At 36.4% G+C, this 18192-nt stretch carries 20 protein-coding genes; 10 read left to right on the top strand and 10 right to left on the bottom strand.

The window, feature by feature from the left end:
- Positions 1-78 precede the first annotated feature (78 nt).
- From ACAM30_RS07620 to metG, 8 genes are all read right to left on the bottom strand, one after another.
- Positions 79-1524 carry a hypothetical protein gene (locus ACAM30_RS07620; RefSeq protein ID WP_369617948.1) on the bottom strand — a complete coding sequence of 482 codons (1446 nt, stop codon included), beginning with the start codon at positions 1522-1524 and terminating at the stop codon, positions 79-81.
- 51 nt (positions 1525-1575) lie between these two features.
- On the bottom strand, positions 1576-2205 hold the full coding sequence (locus tag ACAM30_RS07615; RefSeq protein ID WP_369617947.1) for a CatA-like O-acetyltransferase: 630 nt from the start codon (positions 2203-2205) through the stop codon (positions 1576-1578).
- Complete coding sequence (locus ACAM30_RS07610; protein WP_369617946.1) at positions 2205-2912, bottom strand: HAD family hydrolase; 708 nt, start codon at positions 2910-2912, stop codon at positions 2205-2207. Before ACAM30_RS07610 ends, ACAM30_RS07615 begins: the two co-directional genes overlap by 1 nt.
- A gap of 324 nt (positions 2913-3236) precedes the next feature.
- Entirely contained in the window at positions 3237-4124 is an 888-nt protein-coding gene (locus ACAM30_RS07605; protein WP_369617945.1) for a DMT family transporter, read from the bottom strand.
- 117 nt (positions 4125-4241) lie between these two features.
- Positions 4242-4517 carry a hypothetical protein gene (locus tag ACAM30_RS07600; RefSeq protein WP_369617944.1) on the bottom strand — a complete coding sequence of 92 codons (276 nt, stop codon included), beginning with the start codon at positions 4515-4517 and terminating at the stop codon, positions 4242-4244.
- A gap of 204 nt (positions 4518-4721) precedes the next feature.
- Complete coding sequence (locus tag ACAM30_RS07595) at positions 4722-5639, bottom strand: hypothetical protein (RefSeq protein WP_369617943.1); 918 nt, start codon at positions 5637-5639, stop codon at positions 4722-4724.
- Between the two features lie 30 nt (positions 5640-5669).
- Entirely contained in the window at positions 5670-5858 is a 189-nt protein-coding gene (locus tag ACAM30_RS07590; RefSeq protein ID WP_369617942.1) for a hypothetical protein, read from the bottom strand.
- A 151-nt stretch (positions 5859-6009) separates the two neighbouring features.
- Positions 6010-8067: a methionine--tRNA ligase gene (gene metG, locus ACAM30_RS07585; RefSeq protein ID WP_369617941.1), complete on the bottom strand. Its 2058-nt coding sequence runs from the start codon at positions 8065-8067 to the stop codon at positions 6010-6012.
- 460 nt (positions 8068-8527) lie between these two features.
- Between metG and ACAM30_RS07580 the strand changes: the two genes are divergently transcribed.
- Together ACAM30_RS07580 and ACAM30_RS07575 are read left to right on the top strand one after the other, a co-directional pair.
- On the top strand, positions 8528-8755 hold the full coding sequence (locus ACAM30_RS07580) for a CDGSH iron-sulfur domain-containing protein (RefSeq protein WP_070906333.1): 228 nt from the start codon (positions 8528-8530) through the stop codon (positions 8753-8755).
- Between the two features lie 149 nt (positions 8756-8904).
- Positions 8905-10035 (top strand): DinB family protein, encoded by a 1131-nt coding sequence (locus ACAM30_RS07575; RefSeq protein WP_369617940.1) that lies wholly within the window; start codon positions 8905-8907, stop codon positions 10033-10035.
- Positions 10036-10080: 45 nt separating this feature from the next.
- Here ACAM30_RS07575 and ACAM30_RS07570 read toward each other — a convergent pair whose 3' ends face one another.
- On the bottom strand, positions 10081-10983 hold the full coding sequence (locus ACAM30_RS07570; RefSeq protein WP_369617939.1) for a PhzF family phenazine biosynthesis protein: 903 nt from the start codon (positions 10981-10983) through the stop codon (positions 10081-10083).
- A 75-nt stretch (positions 10984-11058) separates the two neighbouring features.
- The gene (locus tag ACAM30_RS07565) at positions 11059-11616 is read right to left on the bottom strand and encodes a YdeI family protein (protein ID WP_369617938.1); all 558 of its coding nucleotides are present in this window, start codon (positions 11614-11616) and stop codon (positions 11059-11061) included.
- A 185-nt stretch (positions 11617-11801) separates the two neighbouring features.
- Here ACAM30_RS07565 and ACAM30_RS07560 point away from each other — a divergent pair, with 185 nt between their 5' ends.
- From ACAM30_RS07560 to ACAM30_RS07525, 8 genes are all read left to right on the top strand, one after another.
- On the top strand, positions 11802-11972 hold the full coding sequence (locus ACAM30_RS07560) for a hypothetical protein (protein WP_369617937.1): 171 nt from the start codon (positions 11802-11804) through the stop codon (positions 11970-11972).
- Positions 11973-12042: 70 nt separating this feature from the next.
- Entirely contained in the window at positions 12043-12585 is a 543-nt protein-coding gene (locus ACAM30_RS07555; RefSeq protein ID WP_369617936.1) for a hypothetical protein, read from the top strand.
- A 325-nt stretch (positions 12586-12910) separates the two neighbouring features.
- Complete coding sequence (gene serS / locus ACAM30_RS07550) at positions 12911-14182, top strand: serine--tRNA ligase (protein WP_369617935.1); 1272 nt, start codon at positions 12911-12913, stop codon at positions 14180-14182.
- A 123-nt stretch (positions 14183-14305) separates the two neighbouring features.
- Positions 14306-15130, top strand: a complete 825-nt coding sequence (gene lgt, locus ACAM30_RS07545) for a prolipoprotein diacylglyceryl transferase (protein WP_369617934.1) — start codon at positions 14306-14308, stop codon at positions 15128-15130.
- 105 nt (positions 15131-15235) lie between these two features.
- On the top strand, positions 15236-17017 hold the full coding sequence (locus ACAM30_RS07540) for a tetratricopeptide repeat protein (RefSeq protein ID WP_369617933.1): 1782 nt from the start codon (positions 15236-15238) through the stop codon (positions 17015-17017).
- A 76-nt stretch (positions 17018-17093) separates the two neighbouring features.
- Positions 17094-17405 (top strand): DUF4286 family protein, encoded by a 312-nt coding sequence (locus tag ACAM30_RS07535; protein ID WP_369617932.1) that lies wholly within the window; start codon positions 17094-17096, stop codon positions 17403-17405.
- Positions 17406-17482: 77 nt separating this feature from the next.
- Positions 17483-17668, top strand: a complete 186-nt coding sequence (locus ACAM30_RS07530) for a hypothetical protein (protein ID WP_369617931.1) — start codon at positions 17483-17485, stop codon at positions 17666-17668.
- A gap of 1 nt (position 17669) precedes the next feature.
- On the top strand, positions 17670-18146 hold the full coding sequence (locus ACAM30_RS07525) for a nucleotidyl transferase AbiEii/AbiGii toxin family protein (protein WP_369617930.1): 477 nt from the start codon (positions 17670-17672) through the stop codon (positions 18144-18146).
- Positions 18147-18192: the final 46 nt, after the last annotated feature.

Below are 18192 nucleotides of genomic sequence, written 5' to 3'. Positions count from 1 at the left end.
TAAAGTTAGAAAAAATAATCCATTTCCTTTTTTTTCAAACCTTAAAACATCAGAGATTTGGATTAATTCTCAATAAAATTAAGGCTTTTCAAATGAAAAGGGTTTCGAAAAAACAGCCTTATCGATGATCGGATTTTGTGTTTCATTTTCCGGAAATCCATCGATAAATTTACGCATCTGATATTGTTTTAAAGCAGTATCGTAATACCCTAAAATATAATAATCATCAAATCTGAAAATGTTTTCCAGAATCGCTTTTCTGCTATTGTTTAAAAAGTAATATAAGTTGTCAAGCGCCATTGGTGCCGGATCTTTGGCAATAAATTCTGAATTTTGGTTTAAAGCAGTTTCAAAAAATACGGTTTCGTCGTTTACAACCGGCAAGTAATCCCAGGTGAAAGTATCGTTCATGACTGTGTAGTAAGCTCCGCCGACACGTGGAGTTCCGCCAAGTGTCATAGAAGTACTTGTTCCGTTGTTATAAAGTGATAAACCTATTTCTAAAGCAGCCAGATGTTGCAGAAATCGCTTGGTGTTTTTCAATTCCCGTGGTTTTCTCTCACCGCCTTGCTGAACGAGAAAAGGAGAGGTTTTAAATCGAATCGTGTCTTCCTTTGCTACTCTGGCATTTTTTATAAGTTCGCCCGAATCATAATTTTTAATGTCAAATACCAGTTCATCTTCATTGGCATTGATTTGATAAAGCTTTTTTTCATGATAGAACGAGTTGCTTAGTTTGCGAGGCGTTTTAATCTCGGACTGGGCAATTTTCTTTTCAATAACATCCTGATTGTCCAGATTCAGATCAAAAAGCTGTGTTTCTTTCGGATTATGGTCCAGTGTCAGGATAAGATGATTGTCCTCGAGATAAATTTTACTTTTTTTAGAGGCTTTGTCTAAAGGTGTATAGTCTTCAGGATCAATTTTTATAATCGGATTCTCTTTGATGAGCTGCGAAAAACTTACAGACTGACCTCTTTTGTTTTGGAAAGTAAAAGCAGCAAAATCAAATATCCGCTCTTCTACAATTCCGTTTTTAAAAACATAGGCAGTCAAAGTATGGCTTGCGAGTTCTTTAGACAACAGGTAGAATAGATTGTTGCTTTGAAATTTAGCCACGATATATTCGCTGCCGGAAGGAAACAGAAACTTTAAAATCTTATACGTTTTGGTTTCCAGATAGTATTTGGCGACAAAAATTTCAGAAGATTCTTCGGAAGCCCAATAAAGTGTAGGATTTCCGTCTTCACTAAAACTATAGCCTAATATCGATTTGTTTTCAAGATTGGTACGCGGTACTGTAAATTCATCCTTTAAAAATAAAGCGCTATTGTATCTTAAAATGGTAAGGTTCTGAGTATTTGTAGCAAAAACAAATACATCGTGCGTTGCCTTATTTTCGACATTTACGATTGTATTGTTCTGATCGTACCGCTTAAAATCTAAAGGATAAGAAGCCAACACTGTCTGACTCAACAGTGTTGACTGATAGGTTACTAACAAGAAAAGGAGTAGTTTTTTCATGTGCTTTTATCGACAAAAATTATTCCAAATTTAAACCCTCTTGTATGCGAATTACTGATTCATTAATTCCTGAAAATAATCCACAAATTGTCCCATGTGTAATCCGTCCATCAAGGCGTGATGCACGTGAACAGACATTGCAATGGTTCTTTTTCCGCTAGGTGAAACCATCATTTTTCCGAAAGAAACCTTTGGGCAGCTGTCCGGAAAGGTAAAACTGCGGGCATGCGAAAGCGACGTAAAATTCAACCACGGAATTGCCGAGAAGTGAATTAAATTATCATTTTCAAAAGATCTTGTAAAAAGTCCCGTGGTATTCTGTATGCGTTCTATTTCCTGTAAAGCCGTTTTTTCGAAGGTTTTAAAATCAGGATGGTATTCTATAAATGAAAATCCGAAAGTACCATCTTCACGTCCGATAGTTGCTGAGGCATCGATTTGGTCATTGATGTAGATCTGATCTCCGGAAATTCGGTATCTGAAATTTTCGATTGCATTTACGGCAACCAGTGTTTTGTGCAAATAATAAATAAAAAAGGACGATTCGAGACTTTTGGCCGTTTCGTAGGCCTGCGTACAATCAATCTCAACGGTAGCACCAAAAAAAGGTTCTTCCATTTGAATGAAATGCGCAAAGTGCTCTTTTCTATTCCAGTTTTCTAAGTCTAAAAGTGTTTTCATTACAATAAGTTCTGAAGGATTTCAGTAATTTTTTCAAACGAACTAAAATGTTCGTGTTCTATTTTGTGACTGATTTTTTCGTGCTCCCAAGTGGTGTGAAACGGAATGTGTACCGCATAACCACCAATTCCTAAAACCGGCAGCACATCTGATTTTAAGGAGTTTCCGATCATCAGGAATTCATCTGCCTTAATCTCAAGACGGCCTAATAATTTTTCATAATCAATTTCCTGCTTGTCCGACATTACTTCAATGTGGTGAAAATAATGCCCCAACCCTGAGCGGTGCAATTTGCTGTGCTGGTCTTTCAGATCGCCTTTTGTGGCCACAACCAGTTTGTATTTTCCGTGCAGGGTTTTTAGGGTTTCTTCGACTCCGTCAAGCAATTCGATTGGTTTTTCGAGTAATTCTTTTCCGTACTGGATAATTTTTTCGATAACCTCAATTGGAATGGTGTTGTTGGAGATGGTCATTGCAGCTTCGATCATTGACAAAATATAGCCTTTGATTCCGTAGCCGTACAGCGACAGGTTCTCAATTTCGATTTTGAATAGTTCCTGCGAAATTCCCTGATGTGAAAGATAATCTTCCATCAAAGCGCAAAATTTATGTTCGGTTTCCTGAAAGTAAGGTTCGTTGACAAATAAGGTATCATCGGCATCGAATGCGATTACTTTTAAATTGGGGATTTTGTTTTTATGTAACATAGTTTTTTTGTTTCAAGTTTCAGGTTTTCTTTGTTTCAGGTTTTTCTGCCACGACCCGAGCGGCAGCGAACAGGCAAAGCAATTCACGAATTATTTTATTCTGAGTCTGCATAATTTGCGTGCTAATTTTTAGCCACGAATTCCACAAATGAGCACGAATTTTTATTTTATTGCCATAGATTAAAATGATTTCAAAGATTTCAAAAAGTAATCTGCCAGGCCTGGAGAATCTGCGTGTTAATTTCTTCGTCGCGAATTCATGAAATTAATGATTAAGATAAATAAAAAATCCGTAAAACCGGTGTCATCTGCGAGCCAACAACTCTAACTCTTAGAAAACAGCGTTTTTAATGAAATTGTTTTATCATAGAACGTAATTCTAATTCCGAACAGTAAAATGATTCCGCCGAAAACCATTTGTAAAGTTATTTGTTCTTCCAAAAACAAGCAAGCTAATATCGAAGTAATTACGGCCTGACTCAATAAACTTAACGAAACTCTCGTGGCGCGCATGTGCTGGGTGGCATAACTGATCGAAAGCCAGGCACACAATTGACAAATTACAGCCTGAAGTGCCAGCACAAACCAACCCGTATTCGAGAAACCCGCAAAAGGCTGATCCAGGGCATAACATAGAATTCCTAAATAAATACTCGATGCCAGTAAGCTGATGGTCATAAAAGATAAAACATCGATTTCTGTAAGCGCTTTTTTGCTCACGAGTAGATAAATCGAATAAAGAATACCCGATAAAACTGCAAACAGAAAGGCCTGATCAAAATTCAAATCCATGAAAAACTCAAATCCTACCAGCGTGACCATTCCGAATAAGGAAACCACAGTTCCGATCCAGAAATTAGTGGCAGGTCTGATTTTTAGAAAGAAAAAAGAACCAATTCCTACCCAAAGTGGCGACAAATTGGTTAGCAAAGAAGCCTGAGTTGCACTCGAATCCTGAATGGCGATATTCCAAACTGCGACATCCGAAGAGAATAAAATTCCGCAAAGTACCGCTAATAGTATGAATTTGGTTTTCGGGAGTTTAAAGCTTTTAGTAACCAGTACATAAGGCAAAAGCAACAATACGGCAAAAAACATTCTGTAAAAAGCCGAGATTAATCCCGGAGCCAGTTTTAGTTTGACTAATATTGGAAAAATCGAAATGCAAAGTATTCCACCAATTAGGGCTAATCTTGGTTTTGTGAGTTTCATTTAATGCGTATTTTTAATCCAGAGGCTGATTTTGCTAAGTTCTCACTTTTTTTTAAATAAAACATCAAAAAAGAAACGCGTGAATTGATTACTAATTTCACGCGTTTAAGAGAGTGTTTAAGCTGTAGCAATTTTATTGCTGGCCTCTGCAATTTGCTGATCGCTAAAAGGATCAAGTGCCTGGGTCAGCATTTTAATGGTTTTCATACAGCTTATCATTTTAGTGCGCAGCTCCTGGTTGTCACCAATCTCTGTTTCCAGAATTGCCTCGAAAATCTCGGACAAATATTCCGGTTGTTCTCTAAATTCTCCTTCCATCCAAAGAAAGGAAAGAAATTTTGCCACCGCTGGCAGTACGTCTTGTTGTGTTGGTTTTTGATTTTCTTTTTGCATAATAGAAAATATTAGATACACGAATACCACGCTTTAGGTGTGCAAAACATTCCAAGGAATGATTTAGGTGGTTTCCCATACCTTCACCGTGACGTGGTATACGCTTATGTTAATTTAGATAAGTTTTTAGGATTTCTCCTTGGTAATGTTTTGCAAAGCAAAGATACAACTAAAACTTAAGAAAAGTAGGAAAAGTATTCTTTTTTATTCTCCGGCAGTTAAAAACTTTGTTCCTTCAAAACCAGCAATCAATTTTTGATTATCAACGTGATTAGTTTCAGTTACAATTACTTTTGGTAAAACTTTTAATCCAATTAAGGCATCTGTTCTTGTTTTAACTAAGTGCATGTATTCCTTTCCTTCATCTTCTGTTATAACACCCGCTTCTACTTTGTTCTTAATTTCCTCTCTTACTGATAGACTTTCTAATAAGGAAACATTTTCTAATTTAGCTTTGTAGTGCTTATGATTTATACAGAAATCCCAAAATTCTTTAAAAATAAGGAATAATGATTTAGCAGTTTCAATACCAGTTTTTATACCTAAATTAGTATCACTACCACTATCTAATAAGATAATTTCGGATTCAAATTGCTCTTCACTTTCAATTTTACTAATAACTGAAATCAATTCCTGTAGTGCTGTAAAGATTTTTATATATTTTTCAGTGCTAAGACCTTCCTCTTCAATTACAATTTGAAATAGTAAAATACCTTCTTCAAGATTATTTTCATTGCTTTTTTCTAATGTATCATTCAATAATACTTCTTTAGTAATTTTTAGGGTGTTTATTAGTGAGTTATGAAAATTGAAAAATTTGGAAGAAATAGGATTGCCTAATATTTGTAAAGCTCCAGTGTTTTGTAAAATGATTGTTAAATTAGAAAGATTTTGAGGTGAATAAATGTCATCAGCATCTAAACTATTTAATATTTCACGATATTTGTCATCGTTTTTTAATCTATCAAAATTACTTTTTGATGTGAAAATCGGAGCATTTATTTGAGAATACCCATAACCACTTGGACTGTTAAATCCTTCTTTAAATTTATTGCTTATTTCTTCTGATTGAAGTTCGTTAACAATTATTTCCAAATTTTTTACGAAGTCTAATTTTTGCATATCTCTAGCTTATACATTAAAAAGTTAAAGTTATTTTTGATTATTATTCAACCATTTCCTTATTTCTGAAATTACGTCTTCATTTTTATGAAAATTTCCATTTTCAATCTCTATTCTACTTCTTAGAATCGCTGTTTTTTGATTATTAGAGATTTTAAAAAGTCCTTTCTCAGATGAATCGGAGATGTTTTCAGACGTATCTATAAAATTTGAGTTCATAACTATTTATTTGATGTAATCAAAAATATAATTATTTTGTTCAATTAGATCAAAAAAAGAAAGTTATCTGCCGGATTTTTTGGCTGATAACTTTCTATAAATTTATAAAATTACGGCATTATCAAATTGCCACATTTTCTAATTAAAATAATTAGTTTACCGTTTCACCGTTCGGAGCATCAGCATCCGGATTGATGAAAACCAGTTTTCCTTCGGCATTGGTCGTCATCAGGATCATTCCCTGACTTTCTACACCGCGTAAGGCTCTTGGCGCTAAGTTGGCTAAAACCGAAACACGTTTTCCGATAATTTCTTCCGGTGAAAAGCTTTCGGCAATTCCAGAAACAATCGTACGCACGTCAATTCCGGTATCCACTTTAAGAACCAAAAGTTTGTTGGCTTTAGGCATTTTTTCGGCTTCCAGAATAGTTCCCACACGAATGTCCATTTTGGCGAAATCTTCAAACTGAATAAGATCTTTTTGTGGTTCAGGTTGTTTGCTTTCGGCAAGATTTGCGGTTTTTGTAGCTTCCAATTTGTCTATTTGTTTTTGTATTTCTTCGTCTTCTATTTTTGCAAAAAGCAATTCGGCTTCACCAATTTGGTGTCCGTCAGGAATTAATTCTGAATTTTCAGTAACGTCATTCCATTGCAGTTTGCCTTCATTTCTTAATATTCGGGATAATTTAGCGGCAGTAAAAGGTAAAAACGGCTCAGCCAAAACGCTCAACGCAGCAGCAATTTGCAGAGCCACATACATTTGAGTTTTTACACGCTCCGGATTGTCTTTCATGACTTTCCAAGGCTCTTCGTCAGCAAGATATTTATTTCCTAAACGAGCAACGTTCATCAACTCACCCAAAGCTTCACGGAATCTGTATCGTTCTACCGAACTCGAAATTACAGCCGGATACGCTTTTAGTTCAGCTAAAGCAGCTTCGTCAACCTCAGTAAATTCGTTTGGTTTTGGAATAAATCCGTTGTAATATTTATTGGTTAAAACCACCACACGGTTGATAAAGTTTCCGAAAATAGCAACTAATTCGTTGTTGTTTCTTGCCTGGAAATCTTTCCATGTAAAATCATTATCCTTAGTTTCCGGGGCATTCGAAGTTAGGGCATAACGAAGAACGTCTTGTTTCTCCGGAAATTCTTCTAAATATTCGTGCAGCCAAACCGCCCAGTTTTTAGAAGTCGAAAGTTTGTTTCCTTCCAAATTCAAAAACTCATTTGCAGGAACGTTGTCCGGTAAGATATAGCTTCCTTCGGCTTTAAGCATCGCCGGGAAAATGATACAGTGAAAAACAATATTGTCTTTCCCGATAAAATGAACCAGTTTAGTGTCTTCGTCTTTCCAGTACGGTTCCCAGTCTTTTCCTTCGCGGGCAGCCCATTCTTTAGTAGAGGAGATATAACCGATAGGAGCATCAAACCAAACGTATAGTTTTTTTCCTTCGGCACCTTCAACCGGAACGTCAATTCCCCAGTCAAGGTCACGCGTTACGGCACGAGGCTCTAATCCGGCATCAATCCATGATTTTACCTGTCCGTAAACATTGGCTTTCCAGTCGCTTTTGTGACCTTCTAGAATCCATTCGGTTAAAAATTCAGTATATCGGTCAAGGGGTAAGAACCAGTGTTTAGTCGATTTTAAAACCGGAGTTTCTCCGGTAATTGTCGATTTCGGGTTAATCAAATCGGTAGCATTCAATGTCGATCCGCATTTTTCACACTGATCTCCATAAGCTTCCGGATTGTCACATTTAGGGCAGGTTCCTACCACAAAACGATCTGCCAGAAACTGATTGGCTTTGGCATCGTACAATTGTTCGGTTACTTCTTCAATAAAATCGCCTTTGTCGTACAAGGTTCTAAAGAATTCAGAAGCCGTATCATGATGAATTTTAGCTGAAGTTCTGGAATAATTGTCAAACGAAATTCCAAAATCAGCAAATGATTTACGGATAACTCCGTCGTATTTATCAATAACTTGTTGCGGTGTAACTCCTTCTTTTTTGGCTTTCATCGAAATTGCAACACCATGTTCATCGCTTCCACAAATAAATGCAACGTCTTTTCCTTGTAAACGTAAATATCTTGAATAAATATCTGCAGGCACGTAAACCCCCGCCAAATGCCCAATATGTATAGGTCCGTTGGTGTAAGGTAAGGCTGCTGTGATAGTATATCTCTTTGGATTCTGTATCATAACTCAATTTTATTGAGTGCAAAAATAAGCAATAGAATTGAGATTTTAATATTGCGCGGAGTTTCACAGAGAAAAAGCACAGATTTACTGAGTTTTTAATCTCACAAAGGTGCGAAGACGCAAAGAAATTTACACTATTGTTATGTCATTTCGAGGAACGAGAAATCTTCACATGGTTATTGAGCAATGTTGTAGAGCTTCTTGTGAGGATTTCTCGTTCCTCGAAATGACAACAGTGCGTTTGATGGTCAGGCTGAGTGAAGTCGAAGCCTGACCATACAATTAAACTTCGCGCCTCTGCGAGATTGTTTTCAACCTCTAAAATAGATCTTAGCGAATCTCCGCGTAGCTCTGTGCCATACCCCATAAAATAGAACCAGTTTAAACTAGCATGCCTGCTAAAATCTTCACGATTTATTTCGCAACCTTTGCGTTCAAAAAAAAACAAAAGAGCAATTTTATGAGCAAGACAAAACTTATCATCAATAAAAACGGATCGATTAAAATAGAAGGTGACTTCGAAATCATGGATTCTGAAGGAGCTGTTTACGGACTACAAGGAAGATCGGCATTGGGTCTTTGCCGTTGTGGATTATCGGCAAACAAGCCTTTTTGCGATGGCGGACACCGTAATAATTTCGAACACGAGTCTAAAGCATTCGATTTACCACCAATGAAAACAAACTAAGAACTTCGGTTTGGTTATTTTTTATAAGGAAGCTGCATCTTAACTGATGTGGCTTTTTTTGTTTTTATTTTAGATGATTTACTAAATATGATCAGTTATTTCCTTAAAAAAGTGTGTTATATTTACCTAAATTTTTAAAACTATAAAGAATGAAAAAATTGGTGACCCCATTGTTGCTTTTATGTTTTGTTTTGGCAAGTGCCCAGACGCAAAAGACGGTTTCGAGTGATTGGACCTCTTTCAATCAAACGATAGAAATTCAGTCTCCTGTTAAGAAAAAGTTTAAAGTAATTGCATCAGTAAAAGTAGAAAGTACCGAACCTCAGGCCTGGGCAGGAGTTTGGGCAAGAGTTGATACGAAGAATGAAGAGGAAGGTTTTTTTGATAACATGAGAGACAGACCAATTAAATCAAACGAATGGAAATCTTATACCGTAGAAGGAACGATCGATAAGAACAGTAAATCACTTAGTTTTGGAGGTTTGTGTTTGTATAATGGTAAATTCTATTTTGATAAATTCGAATTGCTGATCGAGAATGAAAAAGGTGTTTTTGAACCGTTGGCAGTTTTAAATCCAAGTTTTGAAACTCCTTTGAAAAATGGTGAAATTCCGAAATGGGGTTTAGGCATTTCAAAAGACGCAAGTGTAAAAGTTAAAGAGTACAAAATTACGCAGGACAAATCCAGTACTGACGGAAAAAACAGTTTGCTGCTGGAAGGAAGCGGGATTAAGCCGCGAGCAGAAGCAAAGATTGGGAATGTGGAAGGAGCATCGCCAAAAATTGGAGATATGATATCGATGCTTGAAGATCTTAAAGCCCGTGTAGAAAGAACAGTGAAGAACATGAATCAGTACGAAATTGATTATTTGCACGACGCCGAAGCGAACCGAATTGGTGCATTAGTGATGCATTTGGCCGCTGCCGAAAAATACTATCAGGTTTTTACATTCGAAAACAGAGATTTTAATGAAGAGGAAAAGAAACAATGGAATGCTGCTTTAAATCTGGATCAGGGTGGGCGAGATGAATTTAAAGGACATGATATTCAATATTATTTAGACATCTACAATGAAGTAAGAGCCAAAACAATTTCGGAGCTAAAGAAAAGAGACGATGCCTGGTTTGCTGAAGTTCAGACCAAGTATGACATGAGTAATCAATATTGCTGGTTTCATGTTATGGAGCATCAGTCGAGTCATCTAGGGCAGATTTTGTTTTTGAAGAAACGTATTCCGCCTCAGCAAAAACCAACCTTACCAAAAGAAATCAAAAAGTAAAAGTTTCGATTTATAAAAAAAAGCTGCATCATGTGCAGCTTTTTTTTATAAGTAAAGTTCTCCCCGCATCGTTATGGTCGAGGAACCACCTACTAAAATATCTTCTTCGCGATTCATTACTTCAATCATTGAGGGCTGTTTTAATCTTACCCCCTGAAGAATTTTGTATTCTTTGTCGGATTTAGTGAATTTCTTTTGTGTTAAAAAGCCAATTAAAGGACCCGCTGCTGTTCCGGTAGCAGGATCTTCATTTATTCCGATAATGGGGTTGAAGAATCTCGTTTCGACGATATGCTCCTGATTTTCATTAGCTATGGTGAAACAATAAAATCCTTCGAATTTATATTCTTTCGAAATTTCGATTAAAAGCTGGTTGTCCGGAACAAAACTATTGAGTATCTCACTGCTTTTTATGGGAACCATTGCATGGGCAACTTCGGTATTGACTATGGTAGGAACAAAAGCATTTACATCTAAATCTTCAATTTTTAAACCAAGTGCGACGGCAATTTTATACGTTGGAATTTCGTCCTTAATGACTGCTGATTTTTGATGCATTTGAACAAGAGGGTAAAAAGTAACCGGATCTAAAGTAACGGTTAACGGAATGGCAGAATGATTCATGATCACAAATTGTTCACTTTCGTTTTGCTCATCAAAAATGGCCATTCCTTTTAAAAGAGCGCCACAGACGGCACCAAGTAAATTATGTCCCGCGCCATCGATCTCGATTCCTGTTGGGGTAAACGAACGAACCATCAGAGCTTTTTCTCTTGTGGAATAATAAACAAAAGAGGTTTCGGAGTAGCCAAATTCTTTAGAAATATCCTGATACGTTTCCAGTTTTAAATTACCATCGGTAAAAACCACAGAAAGCGGATTTCCTTTGTAACTTTCGTTTGAGAATACATCTAAAACGTAATATTCTAGTGCTTTTCTTCCCTCCATTTTTTATTTCTTTTTAACTGAGACTTTTTTAGACGGAATAAAGTTAATATTTATCGTTTAGCAAAGCAACAGCTGCTACAACATTCGTTTTTGTTCAGCACTTACCTGTATGGCTTTTTCTAATCTCGAAAGTTTGGTTTTTTCCTGCTTGGCACTCATGATCCAGTGAATCATTACTTTTCTGTACGAGGGTGCCTGATGGCTAAAATATTCCCAGGCCATTTTGTTAGCCTTAAATTGTTTTTCAAATTCCGGGTCAAGTAGGTAAGCTTCTCTTTCATGCGAATAGATTTTAGATCTTTCTTCGGATCTTAATTCGAAAGCCTTTAAGCCCTCGGGCATCATGAGTCCGGCCTTGGTGAGTTTCTCTACTTTTTTGATATTGATGGCACTCCAGATACTGGATTTTTTTCGGGGTGTAAACCGTATCGTATAACTTTCTTCATCCACAGATCTTCGAACACCATCAATCCAGCCAAAACAAAGCGCCTGATCAACAGATTCCGACCAGGTCATGCACGGTTTTTTGGTACTCACTCTATAAAAACCAACCAGAAGTTCGGTTTCTTTTTGATAATGTTTTTCTAACCATGCTCTAAATTGCTCTTGGGTTGCGAAGAAAGTTGGGGTCATTTTGAATGAAGTTATCGTATAGATTGTAAATATAAAAAACCTTTTTTCAAAGTAACCGAATCTATGTTTCTATGTGTTGAAATAATTTCATTGTGATTTACATAAATCCATAAGAATCAAAATAAGTAATAATCATTTTTATTATTAGTTCTATCTTTGCAGAAGTAATTTAAAGAGTTGAAATCATGGCAAAAGGTCCTGAAAAAAACACGAAAAATAAGGCTTTGCACACCAAATTGCTAAAACGCAAAAAAGCTAAAGTTCAGGAAGAGAAAAGGGCACATGCCTTGCGGCTGAAAGCTTTAGTAGCAAAAATGAATCAGAAAAAAAATACGGATGAATCTGATGCTATTTAGATTGAAATATGTTTCTTTTTAGTTTTAATTTCGTCGAAATTTGCAAAACAATCTCAAAACAAAAATCAAAATGGAAGAATTTGGCAGAATAATAGTTTCTGAAACCGCAATGAACAGTGAGAATCCGCAGGATGTGATTCATTCGAATATTTCAGTAATCAATTTAATGCGTGAAGAAGGTGTCGATGATGAGTTTATCCACGAAGATGCTTTGACGAGTTATTATTTGGATTATTACTGGTCGCAATATACAGAAGGAAATTTTGCACAATTTGTTTATAAATCAGGCTGGAACAAAGAATTAAACGAGCTTATTGAAGAAGGTCTGACTTTAATTGGTGCCGAAAAACACCTGGAATTGTTTCAGCAACAAAGTAAAAAAGTGAGATTGATGAGCAGTGTAAAACTCAATAAATTTCTAGGCGGAAAATTGGAAGGTGTAAACCCAATACGTGATTTACTGAACAACGATACGTTTTACGAATTAGAAGAAAATCTGGTGACACTAAATGCCGATTTCTTAAAAAATCATCCCGATTTCGAAGTGCTTACTGTTGATGATATGTTTGCGACTCTGGAGGAATTTGTGGGACATGAGATTAAGAGGGTTTAGTTTTTTTCTAGGTGCAGAGGTTCAGAGGTTTTGTCACAAAGATTCGCGGAGTTTTTCACAGAGATCCACGAAGTTTATAGAAAGAGCCTTTGGCTCGATACGTATTATTAGGGATGGATTTTAATCCGTCCTTTTTGTCACAGAGATTCACAAAGTCTATAAAAAGAGCCATTGGCTCGACAGATATTGTAGGGATGGATTTTAATCTACTCGCAGAACAACCGTTAAATCATTTTTCCTTATCAAGTTTGTCATGATCTTAGGAAACATTTCCTTAAATTTGCTTCCATTATAAAAAAAATACAATAGTTATAAAAAACAAGCTATGTTACAAATCGCATTTATTAGAGAGAATCAGGAGAAAGTAATCAAGGCTTTAGCAAAACGAAATATCGATGCTAAAAGCGTTGTTGAAGAAGTGGTGCAATTAGACGAAAACCGCCGTGCAGCACAAGTAGAATTAGACAACACTTTATCCGAATCTAATAAATTGTCCAAAGATATAGGGGAATTGATGAAAGCCGGCGAGAAATCGAAAGCTGCAATCCTGAAGGAAAAAACAGTTTCCTTAAAAGAAAAAAGCAAAGAATTGGGCGAAAAAGCAGAAGCTTTAGCAGCCGAATTAACCAATAAATTATACACTTTACCTAATCTTCCTGCTGATATTGTTCCGGAAGGAAAAACACCGGACGACAATTTGAACGTTTTTCAGGAAGGAGATATTCCGGTTTTACACGAAGGGGCACAGCCACACTGGGAGTTGGTGAAAAAATACGATATTATCGATTTTGAATTGGGTGTAAAAATCACTGGAGCAGGATTTCCGGTTTACAAAGGAAAAGGAGCTCGTTTACAGCGTGCTTTGATCAATTACTTTTTAGACAAAAACACTGCTGCCGGGTACAACGAAGTTCAGGTGCCGCATTTGGTAAACGAAGCTTCAGGTTATGGAACAGGGCAATTGCCGGACAAAGAAGGACAAATGTATCATTCAACTATCGATGATTTGTATTTGATTCCAACGGCTGAGGTTCCGGTTACGAATTTGTTCCGTGATGTGATTTTAAACGAAAGCGATCTTCCGGTTTTACATACCGCTTATACGCCATGTTTCCGTCGTGAGGCAGGTTCTTACGGAGCTCACGTACGTGGACTGAATCGTTTGCACCAGTTTGACAAAGTAGAAATTGTACGTGTGGAGCATCCGGATAAGTCTTATGAAGCATTGGACGGAATGGTAGAGCATGTAAAAGATATTTTGAAAGAATTAAAATTACCGTACCGCGTTTTACGTTTGTGTGGTGGCGATATGGGGTTCACATCAGCTTTGACTTACGATTTTGAAGTGTTTTCAACGGCACAGGATCGTTGGTTAGAAATCAGTTCAGTTTCTAACTTTGAGACTTTTCAGGCCAATCGTTTGAAATTGCGTTTCAAAGACAAAGATGGGAAAAATCAATTGGCTCATACCCTAAACGGAAGTTCATTGGCTTTGCCAAGAGTTTTGGCCGGAATTTTAGAAAATTACCAAACTCCGGAAGGAATCGTAGTACCGGAAGTATTACGTCCATACTGTGGGTTTGATATTATAAATTAAGACTGAAATAAAGTTTGCAGTCGCAGTCACAGTGTTCAGTCGCAGCCTCAGTTTGAGTTGAATTGCATTGAACACTGCGACTGAATACTGTAAACCGCGACTGAATACTAAAAAAAGAGGAAGATGGGAGGGATTTTAAATTGGGATACAGATCCCGTTATTTTTTGGATAACCGATAGTTTTCCATTGAAGTATTATGGTGCTTTTTTTGCCTGTGGATTACTGCTGGGCTATGCCATAGTGCGAAATATTTACAAAAAAGAAAATCTTTCGCTGGATAATCTTGATAGTTTATTGGTGTATGTAATCGTCGGGACTATTTTGGGAGCGAGATTGGGGCATTGTTTTTTTTACGAGCCATCCTATTTTTTACAGCATCCAATAGAGATTTTATTGCCAATACAAAAAGTAGCAGGTGTCTATAAATTTGTGGGATACCAGGGGCTTGCTAGTCATGGAGGTTCAATAGGGGTTTTAATCGCTATGGTTTTATATTGCCGAAAGTATAAAGTAAAATTCCTGTGGCTCTTAGATAAAATGGCAATTGGAGTTCCGGTTACAGGAGCTTTTATCAGATTTGGGAATTTTATGAATTCTGAAATTTATGGAAAACCTACCAATGGAAACTGGGGTGTGGTTTTTCAGAGAGACGATTTGATTCCAAGACATCCAACACAACTGTATGAAGCCTTTGCTTATCTGTTGATTTTTGTGATTTTACTAACGATGTACAAATCAGAGAAGATACGAAAAGCGGATGGTTTGATCTTTGGCTATTTCCTGATGTTACTGTTTCTGGCGCGATTTATAATTGAGTTTTTCAAAGAAAATCAGGAAGCTTTCGAAAATAGTATGCTCATTAATATGGGACAAATATTGAGTGTTCCTTTTATTTTAATAGGCCTTGGACTGATTGTCTGGAAGTCTAAGAAGAATGTTCTTGTTTAGTTTACAGTCACAGTTTTCTGTCTCAGTCTGCATGGAATAATGCAAACCGTAAACTGCGACTGAAAACCGAGAGCCGAGACTGAACACTGAAAAAAAAGCTAAAATATGAAAAACAGCATCATCTATATCGTTTTGTTCTGGTCTGCTTTTGCATTTTCACAGAATGAACAGCTTGCACAGTATTATTACGATAAAGGTGATTTTGAAAAAGCTAAAATCAGTTACGAAGAACTTTTAAACAGTTCGCCGTCCAATACACAATATTTTTTAAGAACAATTGACTGTTATCAGCAGTTACAGCAGTTTGAGACTGCACAGAAAGTAATTCAGGACCGTTTCAACAAATACAAACAAGGCGTTTTTTTAGTAGAGTTAGGATATAATTTCCAACTGCAGAAAAACGATGCGAAAGCCAAAAGTTACTACGAACAGGCAATTGAAAAGATTAAAACCAATCCGAATGATGTTTACGGAGTTGGTAATTCTTTTGAGAAGAAAGTATTGCTTGAGTATGCATTACGAGCCTATCAGACAGCCATGTCAATTCAGCCAAATTATAATTTCAATTTTCAGATTGGAATGTTGTACGGACAGTTAGGGCAGACGGATCAGATGATCGAACTTTTGCTGACGGAATCGTACAAAAATCCGCAGAATGCAAATTTAATTCAAACCCAGTTATCTCGTTTCATGAACGGTGAAACTGATAATACAGCTTTTAAAGATGCGATGCGAAAAGCTTTGATTCTGAGAACACAAAAAGATCAGGATGTATTTTGGAATCATTACCTGAGTTGGTTTTATGTACAGCAGAAGGAATTTGGCAAAGCTTTTATTCAGGAAAAAGCTATCTACAAGCGTGACCCGGAATCACTTTCAAGCATTGTTAATCTTGGGCAGTTTGCCTTAAATGAGGATGACAACGATACAGCGGAGGAAATCTTCAATTTTATTCTTCAGACGGCTAAAGATCGCGATTTACTCATTCAGACCAACTCGTCTTTAATGCAGATCAAAATCGATAAAGCGCAGGAAAAAGACTATCCGATAATCAATTCGGAACTACAACAATTGCTTATAACTTATGAAATAACTCCTTTTACCTTATCTTTGCAAATAATTCAGGCGCATTTCCTGGCTTTTAATCTTAAAAAGACGGAAGAAGGGAAGGATATCATTAAAAAAGCGCTGGAATTAAATCTGAATGTTTATCAGCAGGCAGATGCAAAAATGGAGCTGGCAGACATTCTGCTTTTAGAAGAGAAGTTCAATCAGGCGCTTATCTATTACTCGCAAATTCAATTGGATTTGAAGAATGATGTAATGGCACATGAAGCGAGTTTGAAAGCCGCCAAAACAAGTTATTACAAAGGTGATTTCGAATGGGCTTTGAAACAGTTTAAAGAATTGAAGGCGGCAAATACACAATTAATTGCCAATGATGCGCTGGAGTATTTTTTACTGATCAACGACAATACAGTTGCCGATTCGACACAAACGGCTTTGAAGCAGTTTGCCAAAGGCGATTTTTTATTGTATCAGAATAAAAAACAGGAAGCAATTGCTCAGTTTCAGGGAATATTGAAAACGTTTAAAGGACAGGAAATCGAAGCTGTTACAATGTTGCGTTTAGGTAAAATTTATGAAAGCCTGAAGGATTACACCTCAGCGTTGGCGCAGTATCAGCAGATTATTGACCATCATAGCGACGGAATTTATATAGACGAAGCGTTGTTTTTCTCTGCGGAAATTTACAACGATGAATTGCATAATGCCGAAAAGGCGAAGCCTTTATACGAGAAGGTAATTTTTAATCATCAGGATAGTATTTATTTTGTTGATGCCAGAAAAAAATACCGGGAACTAAGAGGAGACAAGAATTTATAATACCGATTATAGGATTATTAGATTATTAGATTTTTCGAATAATCCAACAATCCAACAATCTAACAATCTAGAAAGAATGATTATTTACAACGTTACAAGCAATATACACGAGAGCGTTCAGGAGCAATGGTTAAAATGGATGCAGGAAAAACACATACCTGAAATTTTAGCCACACAAAAGTTTTCTTCGGCAAGAATCGTCAGAGTGATGATTGAGGAAGAAATGGGCGGAATTACGTATTCCGTTCAGTATGTTACAGACAGTAAAGAAACTTTAGAGCGTTATTATATCGAAGACGAACCGGCATTTCATAAAGAAGCTTTGGAATTATTCGCAGATAAAATGCTTTCTTTCCGAACAGAACTGGAAGTGATTTCGGAACATTAAAAGAGATCGTTAGATTGTTGGATTATTAGATTTTTCGAATAATCCAACAATCTAACAATCCAACAATCTAAAAAAAGATGGAGATTCGGTTTCAAACAAAAGAAGAAAGCAACAAACTGCAACAGGAAGATTTCCTGAAGTTGTCTAAAACCGAAAGAGTTTATGCTTTTTTTCGTTTGATGGAACAAGTAAGCAGGTTTCCGGTTAAGAATAAACAGGATAAGAATAAAGATAATTTTCTCATTGTGATTAAACCAAAGTAGGATGTCAAAATTGTGGAATCAAAACATTGATGAATTTATCATTTTAGCCAATAAACACCAGGTTCGTATGCTTATGGTAGGTGGTGGGGCCGTTAATTTTCATGGCTATCAGCGACATTCAGCCGATGTTGATTTCTGGATCGAGACAACAGCAGAAAATTTTAAAAAATTGATTCTTGTTTTTAATGATATGGGTTATGAAATTGATGATTTTCCTGAGAATGTGAAAAGACAAGAACAGAATATATCCGTTAAGTTTTCACCCGCAGACTTAGATTTAGAGTTAATTACCAGATTTTCGGTAAATAAAACTTTTGATGAGGCTTATAAGGATAGTGAAGAAACAACGGTTAATGATAAAACATTTTTAAAGTGGAATGTTTTATCACTGGAAGATCTGATTACAAGTAAGATTAAAGCGAACAGAGCTAAAGATTTACTTGATATTCAGCAGCTTCTCGAAATAAATAAGAAGTAGATGACTTGATTTTTGGATTATTCGATAATCTAACAATCTAAGCAGT

The sequence above is a fragment of the Flavobacterium sp. CFS9 genome (assembly GCF_041154745.1).
GTDB lineage: Bacteria > Bacteroidota > Bacteroidia > Flavobacteriales > Flavobacteriaceae > Flavobacterium.
This window is presented reverse-complemented; position numbering and strand designations above follow the sequence as displayed.